The organism is Microbacterium sp. p3-SID336, from assembly GCF_025143365.1.
GTDB lineage: Bacteria > Actinomycetota > Actinomycetes > Actinomycetales > Microbacteriaceae > Microbacterium.
The window spans coordinates 37,785-56,531 of sequence record NZ_JALXPE010000012.1; the positions used below are offsets into that span (position 1 = coordinate 37,785).

Below are 18,747 nucleotides of genomic sequence, written 5' to 3' on the forward strand. Positions count from 1 at the left end.
GGTGCAAGGGATTCCCGGGTCGGGATCCCTCTGGATGGTGCTGCGTGTCGGTGTTCAGTTGTCGCTCGTGCCTGTGCCGCGCACGAAGGCCTTGACGGTCGCGAACCGGGCGCTGCGCGACTGCTCCGTGCGCTCGATCCGGTAGGCGCCCACCGCGGCAGGCACGATGAACGTCTCGGCGTAGTGGATCACGAAGGGGTCGAAGGCGCCGGTCGGGCTGACCACCCGCACCTCGTCGCCCTCCACCAGGTTCAGCACGTTGACCGTGCCGTCGGTGTCATGGTCGGCTGCGTCGGCGAACCAATGCCGGCGGACCTCGATGAACTCCAGGGCGTGCAGACCGGTGCGCTCCTCGGTCACCGCGTCGTCGCTGCGGATCGTCTCGACCTGATCGACCAGGTTCTCCACCACCCAGGTGCTGTCGCGGTCCCACTGGATGTTGCGGGCGCCGTGGTCGAGGTGCACCGGGCGCGGGATGCCGTCCAGGCCGACGCGGCCCCAGTCCCAGAGCTTGAAGGTGAAGATGAACGGCGTCGCCGAGATCTCCAGGACCATCGAGTTGGAGCCGGACGCGTGCACGGTGCCCGCCGGGATCAGGAAGTGGTCGTGCTTGCGCGCGGGGAAGGAGTTGACGTACTTCTCGGCGGGGAACGGGTGCTCGCCGTCCTGCGCGGTCGCGAGGTCCTGCAGCATCTCGGCGGGGTCGATGCCCTCCTTCGTGCCGAGGTACACGACCGCGTCGTCGCCGGCGTCGAGCATGTAGTAGCTCTCGTCCTGCGTGTAGTGCATGCCGAACGTGTTCTGGATGTAGTCCGTCAGCGGGTGCACCTGCAGGCTCAGGTTGCCGCCGTCCATCGTGTCGAGGAAGTCGAAGCGGATCGGGAACTCGGCCCCGAAGCGCGAGAAGGTCTTCGCGCCGAGCAGCTCGACAGGCCGCGAGAAGACCAGGTCGAGCGCTGGGAGCTCCAGCACGCCGCCCTCGCCCTCCAGCAGCAGCGAGTTCTCCTCCGGCACGCAGTCGAAGCACCAGGCGTAGTTGTCCTTCGACGGATCGAGACCGATGAGGTTCTTCATCCACTGGCCACCCCACACGCCGGGGTCGAAGAACGGCACCACGCGGAACGGGCGGGCCGCCGCATCCTGCAGCGCCTGGCGGAACGCGGCGCCGCTGATCATGCCCGCCTCGGGCGAGTCCGGGTGCGGCTCGGCGGGGGCGATCGCATTGCCGTCGAGCACGAAGTCGACCGTGTCGAACAGGTTGCGCTTGTGCCGGTCGGCGACGCGCCACTCCACGAAGAAGCCGCGCTTGTACTTGCGGAGGTTGTCCTCGCCCGGGTTGTCGGCGCGCCAGTTCGTCGCGCCCTTCCGCTGCCGCAGCTGGATCTCCCAGCGCGCCATGTCGACCAGCACCGTGGCGGCGGAGCCGGGCAGTCGCGGGGTGAGGAGTGCCGCGCCCCAGCCGATCACGACCGTGGGGGTCTCGCCGATCGCCGCCGCGAGGGCGTCGAGCTTCGCGCCGTCGTAGAAGTCGCTCAGCGTGAAGTGGCTCATCACGCCGAAGACCCGGTCATCCGTGAGGTTCGGGGCGATCAGCTCCTCGACCTCGGCGACCGGGCGGGCCGCCGTCTCGACATCCTGGATCGTCCAGCCCGGCAGCGCCGTCCGCACCTGTGCGGTGAGAGCGGGCACGTCCACGCCGGGGTACGTGTCGACCAGGAGCACGGGGGCCGTTCCGGTCACCCGTGCGCACGCCTCGGCGAGCTCCGCCGCGGCTGACCAGCCTTCGGCGCCACGGAGGATCCGCTCGCCCGGCGGCAGTGCCACGGTCGGCTGGGTGTCGTAGCGACCTCGGGTCGTGTGCCCTTCGTGCATGTCGCTGATCGGCGTGGTCACTGGTCCTCCTGTGCGGAAAGGGTGGTGGCTCGGGCGTCGGCCGCTGGTGCGGCGGGAGTGGTGGGGCGCGCGGACGGTGCGGGTGCGTCCGCGGGTGTAGGTGCGTCGGCGGGCGCGGGTGCGGCGGCGGGTGCGGCGGCGGGTGCGGTGGCGGGTGCGGGCGCGGCGGCGGGTGCGGGTGCGGTGGCGGATGCGTCGGGGATGGCAAGCGCGCTGGTGACGGAACCGGGTTCGGCCGGGAGCGCGGTGCGGGCGAGGGCGCTGAGACCCCGGGCGACGGAGAGATCGGGCTCGGGCGGCACGATGAAGCGCGGCGGGGTGAGCGACGGCCACCGGTGGGCGTGCACGTACTCCTCGATCGGCTCGGCGATCGCGTCGCCCGCGCGCAGGATGCCCCCGGAGAGGATCACCACGGACGGATCGTAGGAGTGCACGAGGCTGGTGACGACGGCGCCCCACACGTGCAGGAATCGTGCGCGCAGCTCGGGGTGGGCGTCGGTCGTGAAGACCTCCGCCATCGTGATGCCGGGCGGCAAGGCACGGGTGCTGGCGAGGGCTTCGCCGCAGCCGAGGTTGCCGCACGGGCATGTCGGGCCGTCCAGGTCGACCGTGAGGTGTCCGCCGAGGATCCCTGCGTGGCCGGTGCGACCGCGCAGGGCAGTGCCGTCCATCAGCGCGGCGGTCCCGATGCCCGTGCCGAGGGTGACCAGTACGGCGTCGCGTTCGCCCGCGGCGCTGCCGGTCGAGGTCTCGCCCAGGAGGGCCGCCCTGGCGTCGTTCTCCACGACAGCGGGCAGCCCGAACTCCGCGCGGGCCCAGGTGCGCAGGTCGAAGTCGCGGAGGAAGTCGTACTTGGCGTTCGCGTGCCGCATGCGACTGGTCGCGGGGTCGACCACACCGGGGACGGCGATGCCGACCGCGTCAGCATCCCGTCCGATCTCGGTGAGCAGCCGATGCGCGTCGACCGCGGCGTCGGCGAGGTCGGAGGCGGCGCCCCGCACGGGGAGCCGGCTGGAGGCGAGGATGCTGCGGCCGTCGATCACGGCGAGCTTGATCTCGGTGCCCCCGAAATCGATGCACAGCTCCATCGGTCCTCCTCGCTCGACTGATTGGTAACGTTATCAACGGGACTGCGGGGTGTCAACATGCTCTAGTTCCTCCCGCTCGCGCGGATCGCGGGCCGCGCTCGAACGGCGCAGGGGACCGCGGACCGCGCGCCGAGCAGCGCGTTCGCCCCGGCCCGGGTTCAGCGGACGCTGCGGAGCCACATCAGCGCCTCGACGCGCCGCGCGGCGTCCGGGTCGCCCCGCCGGGGTTCAACGGACGATGCGGAGCGGCACCAGCAGTTCGACCTCGCGGGCGGCGGCGTTCAGGTCGTCCTGCCCGCGCTTCGCGGACGCTGCGGAGCGGCACCGGCGCCTCGGCCTCGCGCGCGGCCCCGTCCAGGTCGCCCCCGCCCGGGTTCAGCGGACGCTGCGGAGTGATACCGGGAGTTCGACCTCGCGGGCGGCGGCGTCGCGGTCGCGGCCGTCGAGGCGGTCGAGCAGCAGCCGGGTGGCCGTGCGGCCGAGTTCCCGCGGGTCGTGGTCGATCACGCTGATCGGCACGGGGGAGAGCTCGGCGAGCTCGAAGTCGTCGAAGCTCATCAGCTCCGGGAAGTCCGCCGGGGTGCGCAGGCCCGCATCGAGCTGCGTGCTGATCTCCTTGAGCGCGCCGATCGCGTTGCGGTTGTTGGCGCAGAAGATCGCCGTGGGCGGGTTCTTCGCGCGGAGCAGTGCGCGCGTGGCGTCGCGGGCCTGCTCCACGGTCTGCTGCTCTGTCGCGACGAGGTGCGGATCCGCGGTGAGGCCCCGGGCGTCGAGGGCGCGCAGGAATCCGGCGTGACGGCGGGCTCCCGTGAAGATCGACGGCGCATTGCCGAGGTAGCCGATGCGCGTGTGACCGCGGTCGATCAGGGCCGTGGTGCCGCGGAACGCGCCCTCCTCGTCCGCGAGCACGACGCTGTCCACGGCGAGGCCGTCGATGCGGCGGGACGCGAGCACCACGGGCACCCCCTGGTTCTGCGAATGTGCGAGATGCGCGGAGCTCGGCCCGGCAGGCACCACGATCAGCCCGTCCACGCGGCGGCCGAGGAAGTCGCCGACGAGCTCGGCCTCCCGGGTCGCGTCCTCCGAGGTGTTGCCGAGCAGGATGCGACGCCCGGTGAGGGCCGCCTCCTCCTCCACGCCGAGCGCGAAGGTGCTGTAGTACGGGTTGGCGATGTTGGTGATGGCGACGCCGATCAGTCCGCTGCTGTGGCCGGGACGGATGCTGCGCGCGTTCTCATTGCGGTGATAGCCGAGCTCGGCCACGGCTTCCAGGACGCGCTGCTGCACCTCGGGCTTCACGTTCACCCCGCCGGACAGGGTCCGCGACACGGTCATGGGGCTGACGCCCGCGCGCTGCGCGACCTCTTTCACGGTCGGCCGGTGCGCTCTCTCGGCCATTCCTGCCCTCCGACCCATCCTGCGTACCACCTGAAGGGAACGTTATCAGCGGACTGCCGAATCGGCGGCGAGGTGTCGATGGTGACGGCGTACACAACTCCTCAAAACATGTCCGGTACGGCGGGGTTCTGGGCGGCTGCGGGTCGACCCAGCGAGAATCTGAGGAGTTGTGAACGCCGAATCGGCTGCACCCCGGGGCGAGGTGCCGGCAGTGGTGCGGCTCCCGCCACCCGTGCGCATAACTCAGGAGAAACGCAGTCCGAGCGCCTGGACGGACCGGATCGGCGGTCGCGCGGTCCGGTTCTCCTGAGTTGTGCACGCGGTTCGAGGGTGAACGGGGCCGAGCGTCAGGTGGGTCGCGGGTGAACGCGCGGGACGAGGGTGAGGCGGCGACCGCGGCGCGAGGTGTCAAGGGTCTCTTCCGCGTCGGAGGTCTCGCGTAGAAAGGAGGTCGACGGAAGGGCAGGGCATGGCCGCAGGTGACATCGAGACGTTCTCGCGCAACGGGATCTGGTTCAACCGCATCCAGGGGGAGTCGCACACGCTCGGGAGCAGCTTCGAGTCCATGGAGGAGGCGGTGAAGGTCGGCCGCGGGGCCGCGGTCGCGCGTCAGGTGCACCACGTCGTGCGCACGGAAGAGGGCCCCTCCGAGGATGTCGCTCCCCACGAAGCGCACCCGCGCGACCTGATGTGGTGAGCGGCGCGATGCTCCTGCAGGCGTGTGTCAACGGCGCCCGCGACGTGGCCTCTCATCCGTGGCTCAGCGCCGATGAGACGGTCGTGGCGCAGGATGCGGCGGCGGCTGTCGAGGCGGGTGCGGCGGAGGTGCACGTGCACCCGAAGGATGCGGCCGGGCGGGATTCGCTCGACCCCCGGGACGTGCAGCGGTGGCTCGGTGCGGTTCGCGCGGCGTGCCCCGACGTGGCGGTCGGCGTCACGACGGGGGCGTGGGCGGAGCCGGACGTGGCGCGGCGGCTCGCGGCGATCGAGGCGTGGACGGAGCTGCCCGATTACGCCTCGGTGAACTGGCACGAGTCCGGAGCTGACGAGGTGGCAGCGCTGCTGCGGCGCCGCGGGATCGGCGTGGAGGCGGGCATCTGGGATGCGTCCGGGCTCGAGGCCTGGCGCGTCTCGCCCGTGCGTGGCGACTGCCTGCGTGTGCTCGTGGAGCTTCCGGATGAAGCCGCCGAGGTGGTGCGCGCCCATGCCGAGGGGCTGATCGCGCACGTCGCTCGCGAGGAGCCGGAGGCATCGGTGCTGCTGCACGGCGAGGAACTGTCGGCCTGGCCGGCCCTCGACCTCGCGGTGGAGCTGGGCCTCGACACCCGGATCGGCCTGGAGGACACGCTGCTTCTCCCCGACGGCTCCGACGCCCCGAGCAACGCCGCCCTCGTTCGGGCGGCCCTGGCCCGCGGCGCGGGGGCGTGACCGCAGGGACGGCTCAGGCTTCCCAGCCGGCCCAGTCCGGGCGGTCGACGATGCAGAAGCGGTTGCCCTCCGGGTCTTCCATGATGATGTAGTCGGCGTCGTCGGGGCGGCGGTCCCAGTGCACCTCGCGGGCGCCGAGCGTAGTGAGGCGCTGCACCTCCGCCCCCTGGTCCTCGGCGTAGATGTCGAGGTGGATGCGCGGCGGCAGCACACGCTCGGAGTGCTGGGCGTCGAGGGCGATGCACGGGGTCTCGGCGTCGCGCGGTGCGAGGATGATCCAGTCGTCCTGGACGGGGTCCCGTTCCACGTAGTCGAGGGCGGCCTTCCAGAACTCCGCCTGCGCGGCGAGGTCGTTCACACGGATCACGATCGACACGAGCTTCAACATGCGGCCGAGTGTAGGGGCGGGCTCCGACAGGGATCAGGGGCTTGCGCTCTCCTGCTCGTGGGCTCTCGCCGCCGCGTCCGTTCGCCCGAAGTCGCTCGCGAGCCAGGCTTCGACCGACGTCGCCGGGAAGTCGCGCGGCGTGTACGTGCCGGCGAGCGTCCGCGCTTCGCGCATCCGGTCGAGGCGGAACAGCCGCCAGTCGTTGCGGTCGACGTCGAACCCGACGAGGTACCAGTGTCCCTTCCGCAGCACGTGGCGATAGGGATCGATGGTCCGCGTGGTCCGGCGGCCGTGCTGGTCGGTGTACTCGAACGCGACGCGCCCGCCTTGGGCGACCGCGTCGGCGAGGGTGCCGACGAGGGCCCAGACCGCTGGGGTCGACGGCGGCTGCAGGATCTGCGTCGACAGGGCGGTGGCGGCGGCGCGGCGGCGCAGCGCCGGCGGCAGTGTCTGCTCCAGCTTGGTGCGGGCGACCGCCGCGGCAGGGTCGTCCGGGTTCCACGCCTCGAGCACGAGCAGGCTCGTGATGATCGTGGTGACCTCGTCCGCTTCGAGCAGCAGCGGCGGGATCCGGGTGCCGGGGCGAAGCCGGTATCCGGCGCCGGGCCCGGGTCGGGAGTGGACGTCGTAGCCGAGGTCGCGGAGGCGCTGGGCGTCCCGGCGCACGGTCCGGGGGCTCACCTCCATCCGGGCGGCGAGGTCGGGCACGCTCCACTCGCCGCCCGTCTGGAGCAGCGCGAGCAGTTGCAGCGTCCGGTTCGTCGGTGTCTCCATCACGCCATGATCCCGCATGCTGCGGCCAGGATCAGGCCGCATCTCGACCTACCGTGGCAGGCACACATCGATGAGGAGGGACTCTGATGCGCATCGCAGTCACGACCCCGAACGGCAACGTCGGCAGCCACCTGACCCGGATGCTGGTGCGCGCCGGCGTCCGCCCGCTGCTGCTGACCCGCGATCCCGCCCGCATCGCGGACGACCTGCGCGCGTTCGTCGACGTCGCGCGTGCCGACTCTCAGAATCCGGACGAGGTGATCGCGGCGACGCGCGGCGTGGACACCCTCTTCTGGGTCGACCCCTCGGTGATGTCCGAGGATCCGCTCGCCGACTACGCCCGCGCGACCGACGCGGTGGTCGCGGCCGTGCGGGCGAACGGCGTCCGCCGGGTGGTGTTCCAGAGCAGCGTCGGTGCCGAGAAGCGCCACGGGGCAGGCGAGATCGACGGGCTCGCGGCGACGGAGGTCGCGCTCGACGCGCTCGGCATCGACGTGACGCACCTGCGCTGCGGCTACTTCTTCAGCAACCTGCTGCTCGACGTGGAGTCGGTGCGGGCGGGGACGCTGCGCACGGTGCTCCCGCTCGACGCAAGGAGGCCGTGGGTGGCGCCGCGCGACATCGCCGAGGTCGCGGCTCTGGCGCTGCTGAACCGGCAGTGGAGTGGGCGGCGGGTGCAGGCCGTGCACGGTCCCACGGACCTGAGCTGGAGCGAGGTCGCCGGGATCCTGACGCGCGAGTTCGGCCACGAGGTGACGGCCGTGCGCGTGGGGGACGAGGACATGCGCGACGGCCTTCTCTCCGCGGGCATGCCCCCGGCGATGGCTGAGGCCGTGCTCCGCATGTCCACCGGCCTGCGCGACGACTTCACCCCCGAACAGCGCCGCTCGCCCGCGACCACCACCCCGACGACGCTTGCCGCATGGGTGCGCGAGGAGCTGCGGGGCGTGGTGTGACCGCCCTGGCTCAGCGCACGAACCCCTCCTGCACGCGGCCTCCTGCACGGGTGAGCTCCTCGTCCGCGCGCGCCGCGAAAACGGTCAGGTCGCCGCGGAGCAAGGGGGCCGCGAGACGCTCGGCACGCGCGGGGTCGAGGTCACGGAGGCGCCGCGGCAGGTACTTGCCCGTTCCGATCCAGTGCCGCTCCGTGAGCAGCACGAGTTCCGCGACCCGGGAGAACAGGGTCCAGGCGATGACGTTCCGCTCCAGCTCATCGGTGGCATCGCGCAGATCGTCGAGCAGGTCGGTGATCACGTAGCGCCGTAGCGCCAGCTCGTGCTCGTCCGCGGTGGGGCCCTCCGCGAGCTTCGCACTCCACTCTTCGCGGAGGGCGGTGAGGGCTCCGCCTCCGCGAACCTCTTCACCCTCGATGAGCATATGGACGATGACCGGCCGGTGCTGACTGATCCCGCCGCGCGCCCACTCGGCGTAGCCGTCATGCGTGTACGCGAAGACCTCGAACACCTCGCCTTCGAAGCGGTAGGTCGCGGCGCGGCTCGTCCCGCCGTCCGGGAACAGGTCGTCGCCGATGACGAGGAGGTCGATGTCACTGGAGGCGGTGCGGTCGCCCCGCCCCGTGCTGCCGCCGATCACCGCGATCTCCGCCGCCGGGTATTCGCGCTCGATGAAGCGCTTACACAGGTCGAGGTAGGTCATCCGGGCATCGTAACCAGTACCGCGCTAGTCATCGCGTCGCTCGGAGCGAATCGTCCGCTCCGCTCGCCCGGGGGGTGGCGGTGCATCATCGACGTGTGTCACCCGAGGATGCCGAGCACCGCCGCGGCTACTCCGTGGTCGCTCATCACGTCGCTCCTCGTCCTTCCGGCGGCGGCCCGGTCTCATGCCGAGGACCCTCTTCAACGCGGTGATCGCAAACCGGCCGACGCCCCACGACGATCACGATCGACGCCAGGAGTGTGGAGAGTGAGAGGCCGATGGTCACCCGCCCTCCTTGTCGCGAGTGGATCCGGAACGAGCCGACGGGACACGTGAGCGTCGCATTCGACTCTGGCGTGCGTCACCGCGGTTGTGCGCGGCTGGTCGCCGTGGAAGGCAGCGCCCCGGGCCGCACTCTGAAGTGAGAGACGAAAAGTGCGCGAGGAGACCGTCCCCCGAGGCGTGGCCAGTCCCGTGCTTGGGGTCAAGGCCTCTCGCCGGCTCGTGACACCACCGCACGAGTAACGCCCCCGCCGTTCGGGTCGGCGGGGGCGTCGGTCTCGCGTGTCGGGGTTACTGCACCGACCAGCCGCCGTCGGAGGCGAGGATGGCGCCGTTGATGTTCACGGCGTCGTCCGACAGCAGGAAGGTGATCGACGCGGCCAGGTGCTCGGCGGTCGCGACGGTCGGGATGGCCTGCTGGAACGGGGCGAGGCGGCCCGAGCCGTACTCCGACATGTGCGGCGGCATCGGGATGCCGGTGGCGACACCGCCGGGGGCGACGGAGTTCACGCGGATGCCCTTCGGTCCGTACATGAAGGCGGCCGACTTGGTGACGCCGATGATGCCGTGCTTGCTGGCGGTGTAGGCGTTGCCGGAGGCGTTTCCGCGCAGGCTCGCCTCGCTCGACACGTTGAGCACAGAGCCGCGTCCGGCCTTCTCCATGATCGGCAGCACGGCCCGCATGAGCTTGAACGGGGCGGTGAGGTTGATCGCGATCACGCGGTCCCACACGGCGTCCGACGTCTCGCCGGCGGGCGAGAAGTCGTCGTTGATGCCGGCGATGTTCGCGAGGCCGTCGATGCGGTCGCCTGCGGCGGCGATGACGGCGTCGATGGCCTCCTGCGTCGTGAGGTCGCCCGCGACGGTGACGACGTCGGCACCTTCGAGCTCGGCCTTGAGGGCGTCGAGCTTCTCCGCGGCGATGTCGCTCGCGATCACGCGGCCGCCTTCGCGGGCGATGCGGGAGGCGGTGGCCTTGCCGATGCCGGAGGCGGCGCCCGTGACGATCACGGTCTTTCCGGCGAAGCGACCCGCGGTGACCTTCTCGGTCCAGCCTTCGGACTCGTCCGCCTCAGGGATCTCGCCGTTGTTCGCGGCACGGACGAGGTCGTCGACGACCGACTGCGGGAGCTGGCCCTGGCTCATGGCGACGAGCTGCTGCAGGGGGAGTCCGAGAACGGGGGTGAGGAGTTCGGGGTCGGCGCCCGTCTGCTCGAAGAGTCCGCGGATGAGCGGGCCGCCGGTCGGGTCGTTCATCCAGTCGCCGATGGTGGAGTGTGCGGTGAGGGCCATGCTCTTTCTCCTTGCTCGGGTTTCGCAACGGTGCGTCTACTTATGTTCCAGTGTACGCCTCTGTACGCTCGATGGGTGCCCCGTCCTCGCAGTGAGAAAGCCCGCCAGTCCGTGCTGGATGCGATGCGGCGTGCGCTCGCCGCGGACGGCTACGAGGCCGTGACGATCGAGGGCCTGGCCGAAGCCGCCGGGGTGTCGAAGCAGACCATCTACCGGTGGTGGAAGACGAAGGCCGCGATCCTCGGCGAGGCGCTGCTCGAAGGCTCCCTGCCCGGGTCTGACGTGGCCGTGCCGATGACGGACGACCTCGGCGCGGATCTGCGGGCATGGTTCACCGCCGTGTCGGCCGGGCTTGCGCGGCCCGAGGGGGTGGCGCTCGCGCGGGCGCTCATCGAGGTGACCGCGGCGGATCCGGAGCTGGGGCTGCTGCTGAACGAGCGCCTGGCTGCACCGATCCGCGAATGGGTTGCCGAGCGGGTGGCGCGCGGGTGCGAGGCCGGCGACGTGCGAGCCGACGTGGACGCCGCGGCGATCGCGGATCAGTTCATCGCGACCGCCTCTTACTCCGCCCTGATCGGCCAGCCGCTGCCCGCCGAACGCGTGGAGTCCACGGTGGCGCTGCTGCTCCGGGGGATCGGCGAGTAGGGACTCTGGGCCTCGACGTTGCAGAGTCGAAGGAGATCTTACGCCTCGAAGGACGACTTCGGTATTCGGCTCCTTCCGTTCGAGAGATTTCCTTCACGCCGTGCGACGCCTGGGAGCGTCACCTCCGTGCGGCGCCGAGTGTGCGACGCCTGCGTCAGCACCGCCTGACCAGGAGCATCGTGTCTCGACGTCGCGCTGTCGAAGGAGATCTCACGCCTCGAAGGACGGCTTCGGCATTCCGCTCCTTCTGTTCGTGAGTTCTCCTTCATGCGGTGCGACACCCGCGTGCGACGCATCGGCACCGCCCGACCGGGAGCATCGTGTCTCGGCGTCGCACGATCGACGGAGATCTCACGCCACGAAGGACGACTTCGGCACTCCGCTCCTTCTGTTCGCGAGTTCTCCTTCACGCCGTGCGACGCGCGATGCACAACGCCGGAAGTCGAACGCCTGCGGGGCCGCCTGTCAGCCCTTCGCCCCCGCGCGGCGTCGCGGGCTGTCGGGGTTCATGAGGGAGTGGCGGCGGCCGTAGGTGAAATAGATGATGAGGCCGATCACGAGCCACACGGCGAAGCGCAGCCAGGTCTCCCAGTGCAGCTGCAGGATGAGGAAGAGCGAGAAACCGACGCCGATGATCGGGACCACCGGCATGAACGGCAGCCGGAAGGTGCGCGGGGCGTCCGGCTTCGTGTAGCGGAACACGATCACGGCGACGCACACCACGACGAACGCAGCGAGGATGCCGATGTTCGTCAGGTCGGCGACCGCGCGGATGGGGAAGACACCGGCGAAGAAGGCGGAGGCGAGGCCCGCGATCCAGGTCACGCGCTGGGGGACGCCGCGCCGGTCGACCTTGCTGAACCATCCGGGGAGGAGTCCGTCGCGGCTCATCGAGAACCAGACGCGGGTCGCGCCGAGGAGGAAGGTGAGCATGACGGTGAGGATCGACAGCACCGCGAACACGGAGATGATCGCCGCGACGACGGGCAGCCCCACGCTGGAGAAGGCGGAGGCGAAGCCGGCCTTGGGGTCGATGTCGGTGTAGTTCTGCATGCCGGTGAGCACGAGGGTCGCGGCGACGTACAGCAGCATCGCGATGATGAGCGAGAGGATGATCGCCTTCGGCATGTGCTTGCGGCCGTCCTTGGCCTCCTCGGGGGCGGTGCTCATCGCGTCGTAGCCGAACACCGCGAAGAACACGGTCGCGGCGCCGGTGAAGACGGGACCGAAGCCGCTCGGCATGAACGGGTCGTAGTTCTCGGTGTTGATGTAGAAGACGCCGAGGCCGACGATGCCGAGGATCAGGGCGATCTTGATCGCGACAGCCACCAGCTCGAAGCGCCCGAACGTCTTCGTGCCGCGGCTGAGGAGGAAGGTCACGAGCAGGCAGATGACGATGGCGGGGATGTTGACGACGCCGCCCTCGACGTCGGCGGTCTCGGTAACGGCCGTCGGCAGGTGGATGCCGAAGCCGGAGAGGAACGCGTCGAGGTAGCCGGAGATGCCGATCGCGACGACGGCCACGATGGCGACGTATTCGAGCAGGAGGTCCCAGCCGATGAACCAGCCGACGACTTCGCCGAGGGCTACGTAGCCGTAGCTGTAGGCGGATCCGGCGCGCGGGATCATGCCCGCGAACTCGGCGTAGGAGAGGGCGGCGGCCGCGGAGGCGAGCCCTGCGATCAGGAACGAGATGAGCACCGCCGGGCCGACGCCGGGGTTCGCAGCGTCTCCGTGGGCGACGAGCCCCGCGAGCGAGAAGATCCCGACTCCGATGATGCCGCCGACGCCGATGGCCGTGAGCTGCCAGAGCCCGAGCGACTTGTGCAGACCGCTGCTCGCGGCATCCTCCGCCATGTCGCTGACGGGCTTGCGTCGCCAGACCGAGTGGGACGTAGAGTTCGAGGTTGTGCGGGGCATCATCGCCTTCCGGTCGGGCTCGCACACGGTGGTGCACGAGGTCCTCTGCCGCGAGGGGTGGATGCCCTCGCGGTGTCCCGTCAGTCGGGGGCGGCGCCGGGTGGTGCGCCTGTCAGCCGAGGGGACCCGACGCACGTTACCCCGGGCGAGCGACAGCGGCAATGTTTGTTGCAGTGGTAAACGACGGGGTGCGGAACCGTCTGGAGCGCGGCGAAGCACCGAGCGATCGGTGGTCGCGCACGAGCCGCTCCTCTATGCCGAGCGGTACGCCGTGACCAGCATCATCTTCAAGGACCCGATGAAGCAGGCCTGGCGCTGGACGCCGGAGCGTGGCCTGGAGCAGCTCATGGGCGCTCTGCCCACAGGTGACGCGACGGGCTCGAGCGCAGGCGACTAGTTCGCGATCGGCGTCGGCTTCTTCGCGTCCGTGCGGCCATCCGTGAAGCGCGCCTGGGCGCGGTCGTGGCGGCGGGGTACCTCGACGTGCTTCGTGGCGGCGGCGAGTCCCATGCGCTTGGTGGAGACGTAGACGCTCTCGGCGGTGTCGACGAGGAAGGTCTCGTGCCACACCCCGACCGCGTCGGGGGCCTCGCGGGCGGCTCGGTTGAAGGCCGTCCAGGCGGGGCGATGCTCCTGGTTCGGGTTCGAGGCGTAGGCGTACAGCTTGTCGATGGATGACCAGAACTGCACGACGTAGGGGCCGCCCGATCCGAGGAGCAGCTGGTAGCCGAGCAGACCGGAGTTGCGGTCGGTGCTGAGCTCGCGGAGCATCCGCGGCATCGCGACGAACGCGGGGAGCCACAGGTCGGGCCGCCACCAGCGGTTGATCTGCATCCCGATGTGGAACACGACGAGTTCGCCGTCGTGGTGGTGGGTCATGCGACCCGTGACGACCTTGGGCATGCGGCCCCCTTCGATTGGATAGTGTCACTATCGATCATGGATAGCGCTACTATCGATGTCAAGAGGTGGCCATGAGGATTTCCGAGCTGTCGGCGCAGACCGGCGTGACCGTGCCGACGATCAAGTACTACCTGCGCGAAGGGCTGCTGCCCGAGGGCGAGCGCAGCTCCGCGACGCAGGCCGCCTACGGCGAGAAGCACGTCGAGCGGCTGCGGGTGATCCGGGCGCTGCTCGACGCCGGCGTGAGCATCGCCGAAACGCGGCGGGTGCTCGGCGCGTTGGACGACCCGCCCGCGAACCCGCACGAGCTGCTCGGGACCGCGCACGCCGCGATCACTCCGCCGGTGGAGGAGTCTGTGGATCTGGCGGATGCCGAAGCCCTGGTCGAGGGGCTCGGGTGGAAGCCAGGGATGTGCGACGAGGCGGTGCTGCACGCGGTCGCCCGGGCCCTGGACGGCCTGGAGCGCGCGGGTTTCGTCGTGCCGGATGCTGTGATGCGCGAATACCTGCGGTCGGCCCGACGCATCGCGGACGCCGAGATCGCGGGGGTGCCGGAGAGTTCGGCGGAGGCGGCGGTGCGCTACGTGGTGCTCGGGTCAGTTCTGGTGGAGCCGCTGCTGCTGGCGTTGAGGCGCGTGGCTCAGCAGGTGAGTTCGGGCGAGCGGTTTGGGGCTACCAACGAAGATCGCGGATAGCTGTTCGTTTCCGCCGAGCTTATGCGGCGGATACGTCGTCGGCCAGTAACGCCGCTTGCGCGATAACCAGGTCGATTGCCTCGTCACGCGCGTCTGGCGGGTACTTGTAGCGCGCCAGGATCCGCTTGATCTGAGACCGCATTTGTGCCTGGACCGACTGCTTGTTGCGCCAGTCGATCGTGACGGAATTGCGAATCTTCGCCACCAGTTCGCGGACGATCTTCTTAAGCGTCTCGTCGCCCAGCTCGAGGACTGCGGATTCGTTCTCGGCGACGGCATCGTAGAAGGCGACTTCATCGGCCCGGAGTCCCAGTTCCGCGGCTCGCATCGCGAGGTCGGCCTTCCCCTTCATCTCCTTCGCCATCTTCACGAGCTCGGCGATGATTTCTGCGGTCGAGAGTGTGCGGTTCGTGTATCTCGTGAGGGCGCCGTCGAGCATCTCGGAGAAGCGTTTGGCTTGCACGATGTTCGACCTTCGAAGCGACCGGATCTCGTTGTTGATCAGTCGCTGCAGCAGCGCCTGCTGCAGGTTCGGCTGTTCGGTGTGCTGCAGCGACTCGAGGAACTCATCCGAGAGCAGCGAGAGTTCCTGCGAGTTGAGGCCGGCGCGGGCGTAGATGTCGACCACCTTGTCCGCTGCGACTGCTGCATTCATCAACTGGGTGAACGCGGTGTCGAGGTCGGGCCCGCCATGTCCGTCACGCCCGGAGTCGGGATTCTGTAGCTTCATCACCGCAACCCGCGCGGAAGTGAAGAGACGCACGTCATCAGCGATCGCGCGGGCACGATCGTCCGCCCCGGCGAGGGAGTGCGCTTTGATCAGCGCGAGCACCTGATCCTGATACCGCTTCGCACGGTCGTCCTCGGCGAGCACAAAGTTCGCCAGGCTCGCGATCTGCTGCAGTTGCTCGGCGCCCGCGAGCGTGGGCGACGAGTCGTAGGGATGTTGGTGCAGGAGAGCTTTCACGACGTCGTGCTTCTCGAGCATCAACTCGATGACCTCATCGATCGGCACGCCGGCCTGTTCGCGGTCGGATGGCGAGTAGACCCCCAGGGCTTCTTCGAGGCTCGGGAGCAGCCCGATGTAGTCGACGATAAGTCCGCCGTCCTTATCGCGGAACCGTCGGTTGACGCGAGCGATAGCTTGCATGAGGCCGGCACCACGCATCGACTTGTCGACGTACATCGTGTGAAGCACCGGCGCATCGAACCCGGTCAGCCACATGTCGCACACGATGATGATCTCGAGCGGGTCGGCTGGATCCTTCGCACGCGCCTGCAGTTCCTTGCGCACAGTCTTCGAGTAGATGTGCGGCTGCGCCCACGCCTCACTCGCCGCCGATCCGGTGATGATGACTTTGATCTTGCCCTTCTTCGGGTCAGGATCGTGCCAGTCGGGGTGCTTCGTGACGAGCATGTCGTACAGTCGTACCGCAATGCGCCGGCTCATCGTCACGATCATCGCCTTGCCGAATGCGCCGACCTTTCGACGCTCCCAATGCTCGTCGATGTCGTCGGCGATGCGCTCCAGCCGCGGCTCGGCGCCGACGATCGCTTCCATCCGCGCCCACTTCGATTTCGCGTCGTTGCCCGCGTTCTCATCGACCTCTTCGACGATCTCGTCCGCGAGCTCATCGAGCGCCGAGCGGTCTTCCCGAGAGATGTCGAGCCGCGCCACCCGGGCCTCGTAGTAGATCTTCACGGTCGCGCCGTCTTGCACAGCACGCGTGAGGTCGTACACATCGATGTAGTCGCCGAACACTGCGCGAGTGGACTTGTCGGCGTCGTCGATCGGCGTGCCGGTGAACCCCAGGAACGTCGCCCCGGGCAGTGCGTCACGCATGCTCTTCGCCAAGCCTGGCTTCACGCGCCCGAGTGCGTCGACCCGATCCTTGAGGCCGTACTGCGACCGGTGCGCTTCGTCAGCGATCACGACCACATTTCGGCGGTCGGTGAGCACCGGGCTATCATCACCGTCCTCCCCTGCGGCGAACTTGTGAAGAGTTGTGAAGACGATGCCGCCCGATGCGCGTGTGAGCAGACGGCGCAGGTCGGTTCGCGACGTCGCCTGAACGGGGGTCTCGGGAAGAATGTGCGCAGGTGCGAACGTGTCGCCGAACAGCTGGTCGTCGAGGTCATTGCGGTCCGTGATGAACACGAGTGTCGGGTTAGCCATTCGCGGGTCTTGCATGATCTTCGCGGCGAAGAACACCATCTCGAAGCTCTTGCCCGAACCCTGGGTGTGCCAGACGACACCTCCACGCCGGTCGCCGTCCGGGCTCGACGCGCGAACGGTGGATTCGACGGCTGCGTTTACAGCCCAGAACTGGTGGTACTTCGCCACTCGCTTGATCAGGACGCGCTTTGCCTGGCCGGTACTCGCGTCATTCGTGGTTTCGTCGCTGAACACGACGAAGTTGCGCAGCAGATCCAGAAAGCGCTCTTTCTCGAAGACGCCCTTGATCAGCACCTCGAGGCTCAGCGTGCCGTCGACAACGGGAGTCGGCGAGTCGATCGACTTCCACGGCGCGTAGTGCTCGAAAGCCCCGGTGTAGGTACTCATTGCGGCCGCGAGGCCGTCCGAGATGACGGTGACAACGTTGGTGCGGAACAGCGTCGGAATGTCGTCACGGTACGTCTGAATCTGGTTCCATGCAGAGTGCATGGTTGCGTTCTCCGCGACGGGATTCTTCAACTCGAAGAGAGCGACCGGGAGCCCGTTTACGAACACCAAGACGTCGGGGCGACGGTTCTTGTTTTCGATGATCGTGAACTGATTGGCAGCGAGCCAGTCGTTGTTGTCGGGGTCCTCGAAGTCGATCACCCTCATCAGTCGAGTGCGCACGACGTAGTCCGAGTCGCGGTACTCGGCGCCGACACCCTCGGTCAGGATCTTGTGGATTCGCCGGTTCTCGTCGATCAGGCTCTGCCCGCCCGTAGACGTGATCGCGAGCACCGTGCTTTCGACCATCTCGGTCGTGGCGCCAGGATTGATTCGGGTGATCGCATCGCGCAGGCGACCTTCGAGGATGACCTCCCGGAAGTTGATGCGCTCTGCGTCAGGCTCGCCGGGAGCGATGGTCGATGCATTGAGCGTATGGAAGCCGAGTTCGGCAAACCACCCGAGGGTTGTCTCCTCGAGCACGGCCTCATTCATCAGCGACACTGGTGTCCTCCCGCGGATCAAGCACTGGGGTTCCTTCTACAACATTGCTTGAGTCAACGACTTCCTTCACGGAAACGCGGACCCGCCCGGAGAGCAGTTCCGGGATCAATGAATCGCGGAGAGCGGCCAGGCGACGGGACTCGAGGGTCACGGACTCCAGCCGATCGATTAGGGGTGTGACATTCTTGTCCAGCGCCTTGAGCTCGCTTTCGGTCAGCCTGGGAACGGGCCAAGAAGCCACGTCCGCCCAGGCAGCTCGCGGCATTCGTGTTCCGGTTGAGGACGCCGCCAGCGAGTTGATCAATGCGTCGGACGCGGCAATACAAGTGATTAGCCCCAGGTCTCGAGGGTTTTTCGGCCGGATCACGAGGATGTCCGTCGAGCAGACACCTCCGACTGGCGCGATACCGACCTTCTTGAAATAGGGCCGCAGCCTTCCGAAGAGTACGTCTCCGCGCTCAAACGACGCCTTATGACTCCCCAATCCTTCGGACGTCGTCCAATCGTGGAGGAATACTGATCCCCTGGGCATGTGCTCGAAGCCGACATAGTTCGTCGAGTGAGTGATGTCCTCCGCCTTGACTGTGGCCTTGACGAGGTCACAGTAGTCCGCGAGTATGCCGCTGTCGCCACTCGATGTGTCAACTGCGAGTTGCACCTTCGCGCGGAGCAGTTGCTCCCCCGTCTCGACCAGCCGTCGATTCGCGTCAATCTTGTCGTCGAGGGCGCCGAGCATCGAGGCGATCCTTCGTTGCTCTGTAAGCGGTGGAAGCTCAATCCCCACCTTTACGAGTTCGGCCTGTCGAATACCTTGAACAGTGGTCCCACTGGTTCGGGACATCATGTCGTCTCGAAGTTGACCACCTCTCAGTGCGTAGTAGAGGTACCGGCCGTCAAGCAGGTTCGGATTTCCCCGCAGCGCGAACACTCGTTGACCGACAGCCCAGTCGACGTCATCGCTTATGAATGCGACTTCCCCAGTCGGTGCCTCAGATGTGAGCAGCACATCTCCTTTGCGAAGGGGTATCTTCATCCATCGCCGGTACATCTCGCCAGAAATGTAGTGGTGATCGTTACCGTCGACACGGCTGCCCTTGATGTTGAGGGCAGACACGACGCGATGACCAGTCGTAGTCCAATCTCCACCGAGCTTCTTCGGCGTCTTCCCGCGATGGTCAATAAGCACCTCCAGCGCGTCGCCGAGCCTCATGCGGGTCC

General features: G+C 68.4%; 17 protein-coding genes. 6 read left to right on the top strand and 11 right to left on the bottom strand.

Features of this window, described 5'->3' with window-relative positions:
* Positions 1 to 54 precede the first annotated feature (54 nt).
* The 3 genes from M3C17_RS05185 to M3C17_RS05195 all read right to left on the bottom strand — a co-directional run bounded on the left by M3C17_RS05185 (position 55) and on the right by M3C17_RS05195 (position 4,379).
* Entirely contained in the window at positions 55 to 1,893 is a 1,839-nt protein-coding gene (locus M3C17_RS05185; protein WP_259976582.1) for a class I mannose-6-phosphate isomerase, read from the bottom strand.
* Positions 1,890 to 2,981, bottom strand: a complete 1,092-nt coding sequence (locus M3C17_RS05190) for an ROK family protein (protein ID WP_259976583.1) — start codon at positions 2,979 to 2,981, stop codon at positions 1,890 to 1,892. The genes M3C17_RS05185 and M3C17_RS05190 overlap by 4 nt, the downstream gene beginning before the upstream one ends.
* Before the next feature lie 375 nt (positions 2,982 to 3,356).
* Positions 3,357 to 4,379, bottom strand: coding sequence for a LacI family DNA-binding transcriptional regulator (locus tag M3C17_RS05195; protein WP_259976584.1), 1,023 nt, complete (start codon positions 4,377 to 4,379; stop codon positions 3,357 to 3,359).
* Positions 4,380 to 4,848: 469 nt separating this feature from the next.
* Here M3C17_RS05195 and M3C17_RS05200 point away from each other — a divergent pair, with 469 nt between their 5' ends.
* The gene (locus M3C17_RS05200; RefSeq protein WP_259976585.1) at positions 4,849 to 5,076 is read left to right on the top strand and encodes a hypothetical protein; all 228 of its coding nucleotides are present in this window, start codon (positions 4,849 to 4,851) and stop codon (positions 5,074 to 5,076) included.
* An 8-nt stretch (positions 5,077 to 5,084) separates the two neighbouring features.
* A complete protein-coding gene (locus M3C17_RS05205; RefSeq protein ID WP_259976586.1) occupies positions 5,085 to 5,807 on the top strand; it encodes a 3-keto-5-aminohexanoate cleavage protein in 723 nt (240 codons plus the stop codon).
* A 13-nt stretch (positions 5,808 to 5,820) separates the two neighbouring features.
* Here the strand turns inward: M3C17_RS05205 and M3C17_RS05210 are convergent, their stop codons facing one another.
* A complete protein-coding gene (locus M3C17_RS05210) occupies positions 5,821 to 6,195 on the bottom strand; it encodes a VOC family protein (RefSeq protein ID WP_259976588.1) in 375 nt (124 codons plus the stop codon).
* 33 nt (positions 6,196 to 6,228) lie between these two features.
* Entirely contained in the window at positions 6,229 to 6,969 is a 741-nt protein-coding gene (locus tag M3C17_RS05215) for a YafY family protein (protein ID WP_259976590.1), read from the bottom strand.
* Positions 6,970 to 7,055: 86 nt separating this feature from the next.
* Here M3C17_RS05215 and M3C17_RS05220 point away from each other — a divergent pair, with 86 nt between their 5' ends.
* A complete protein-coding gene (locus M3C17_RS05220; RefSeq protein WP_259976591.1) occupies positions 7,056 to 7,925 on the top strand; it encodes an NAD(P)H-binding protein in 870 nt (289 codons plus the stop codon).
* 10 nt (positions 7,926 to 7,935) lie between these two features.
* Here M3C17_RS05220 and M3C17_RS05225 read toward each other — a convergent pair whose 3' ends face one another.
* Both M3C17_RS05225 and M3C17_RS05230 read right to left on the bottom strand, forming a co-directional pair.
* Positions 7,936 to 8,625: a nucleotidyltransferase domain-containing protein gene (locus M3C17_RS05225; protein ID WP_259976592.1), complete on the bottom strand. Its 690-nt coding sequence runs from the start codon at positions 8,623 to 8,625 to the stop codon at positions 7,936 to 7,938.
* Between the two features lie 573 nt (positions 8,626 to 9,198).
* Positions 9,199 to 10,200 carry an SDR family NAD(P)-dependent oxidoreductase gene (locus tag M3C17_RS05230; protein ID WP_259976593.1) on the bottom strand — a complete coding sequence of 334 codons (1,002 nt, stop codon included), beginning with the start codon at positions 10,198 to 10,200 and terminating at the stop codon, positions 9,199 to 9,201.
* 75 nt (positions 10,201 to 10,275) lie between these two features.
* Here M3C17_RS05230 and M3C17_RS05235 point away from each other — a divergent pair, with 75 nt between their 5' ends.
* The gene (locus tag M3C17_RS05235) at positions 10,276 to 10,845 is read left to right on the top strand and encodes a TetR/AcrR family transcriptional regulator (protein WP_259976594.1); all 570 of its coding nucleotides are present in this window, start codon (positions 10,276 to 10,278) and stop codon (positions 10,843 to 10,845) included.
* Positions 10,846 to 11,310: 465 nt separating this feature from the next.
* Here the strand turns inward: M3C17_RS05235 and M3C17_RS05240 are convergent, their stop codons facing one another.
* Positions 11,311 to 12,765: an APC family permease gene (locus M3C17_RS05240; RefSeq protein ID WP_259976618.1), complete on the bottom strand. Its 1,455-nt coding sequence runs from the start codon at positions 12,763 to 12,765 to the stop codon at positions 11,311 to 11,313.
* Between the two features lie 229 nt (positions 12,766 to 12,994).
* Here M3C17_RS05240 and M3C17_RS05245 point away from each other — a divergent pair, with 229 nt between their 5' ends.
* Positions 12,995 to 13,162 carry a hypothetical protein gene (locus tag M3C17_RS05245; protein ID WP_259976595.1) on the top strand — a complete coding sequence of 56 codons (168 nt, stop codon included), beginning with the start codon at positions 12,995 to 12,997 and terminating at the stop codon, positions 13,160 to 13,162.
* Here the strand turns inward: M3C17_RS05245 and M3C17_RS05250 are convergent.
* Positions 13,159 to 13,668 carry a DUF4188 domain-containing protein gene (locus M3C17_RS05250; protein ID WP_259976596.1) on the bottom strand — a complete coding sequence of 170 codons (510 nt, stop codon included), beginning with the start codon at positions 13,666 to 13,668 and terminating at the stop codon, positions 13,159 to 13,161. The two genes, M3C17_RS05245 and M3C17_RS05250, sit on opposite strands and share 4 nt — an antisense overlap.
* A gap of 71 nt (positions 13,669 to 13,739) precedes the next feature.
* Here M3C17_RS05250 and M3C17_RS05255 point away from each other — a divergent pair, with 71 nt between their 5' ends.
* The gene (locus M3C17_RS05255) at positions 13,740 to 14,363 is read left to right on the top strand and encodes a MerR family transcriptional regulator (protein ID WP_259976597.1); all 624 of its coding nucleotides are present in this window, start codon (positions 13,740 to 13,742) and stop codon (positions 14,361 to 14,363) included.
* 19 nt (positions 14,364 to 14,382) lie between these two features.
* Here the strand turns inward: M3C17_RS05255 and M3C17_RS05260 are convergent, their stop codons facing one another.
* Positions 14,383 to 17,529: a type I restriction endonuclease subunit R gene (locus tag M3C17_RS05260; RefSeq protein WP_396819688.1), complete on the bottom strand. Its 3,147-nt coding sequence runs from the start codon at positions 17,527 to 17,529 to the stop codon at positions 14,383 to 14,385.
* On the bottom strand, positions 17,513 to 18,739 hold the full coding sequence (locus M3C17_RS05265) for a restriction endonuclease subunit S (protein WP_259976599.1): 1,227 nt from the start codon (positions 18,737 to 18,739) through the stop codon (positions 17,513 to 17,515). The genes M3C17_RS05260 and M3C17_RS05265 overlap by 17 nt, the downstream gene beginning before the upstream one ends.
* Positions 18,740 to 18,747 lie beyond the last annotated feature (8 nt).

Coding starts and splice junctions, on each gene's coding strand:
- M3C17_RS05190 (WP_259976583.1), bottom strand. CDS start 2,981: ATGGAGCTGTGCATCGATTTCGGGGGCACCGAGATCAAGCTCGCCGTG.
- M3C17_RS05195 (WP_259976584.1), bottom strand. CDS start 4,379: ATGGCCGAGAGAGCGCACCGGCCGACCGTGAAAGAGGTCGCGCAGCGC.
- M3C17_RS05200 (WP_259976585.1), top strand. CDS start 4,849: ATGGCCGCAGGTGACATCGAGACGTTCTCGCGCAACGGGATCTGGTTC.
- M3C17_RS05205 (WP_259976586.1), top strand. CDS start 5,085: ATGCTCCTGCAGGCGTGTGTCAACGGCGCCCGCGACGTGGCCTCTCAT.
- M3C17_RS05210 (WP_259976588.1), bottom strand. CDS start 6,195: ATGTTGAAGCTCGTGTCGATCGTGATCCGTGTGAACGACCTCGCCGCG.
- M3C17_RS05215 (WP_259976590.1), bottom strand. CDS start 6,969: ATGGAGACACCGACGAACCGGACGCTGCAACTGCTCGCGCTGCTCCAG.
- M3C17_RS05220 (WP_259976591.1), top strand. CDS start 7,056: ATGCGCATCGCAGTCACGACCCCGAACGGCAACGTCGGCAGCCACCTG.
- M3C17_RS05225 (WP_259976592.1), bottom strand. CDS start 8,625: ATGACCTACCTCGACCTGTGTAAGCGCTTCATCGAGCGCGAATACCCG.
- M3C17_RS05230 (WP_259976593.1), bottom strand. CDS start 10,200: ATGGCCCTCACCGCACACTCCACCATCGGCGACTGGATGAACGACCCG.
- M3C17_RS05240 (WP_259976618.1), bottom strand. CDS start 12,765: ATGCCCCGCACAACCTCGAACTCTACGTCCCACTCGGTCTGGCGACGC.
- M3C17_RS05250 (WP_259976596.1), bottom strand. CDS start 13,668: ATGCCCAAGGTCGTCACGGGTCGCATGACCCACCACCACGACGGCGAA.
- M3C17_RS05255 (WP_259976597.1), top strand. CDS start 13,740: ATGAGGATTTCCGAGCTGTCGGCGCAGACCGGCGTGACCGTGCCGACG.
- M3C17_RS05265 (WP_259976599.1), bottom strand. CDS start 18,739: ATGAGGCTCGGCGACGCGCTGGAGGTGCTTATTGACCATCGCGGGAAG.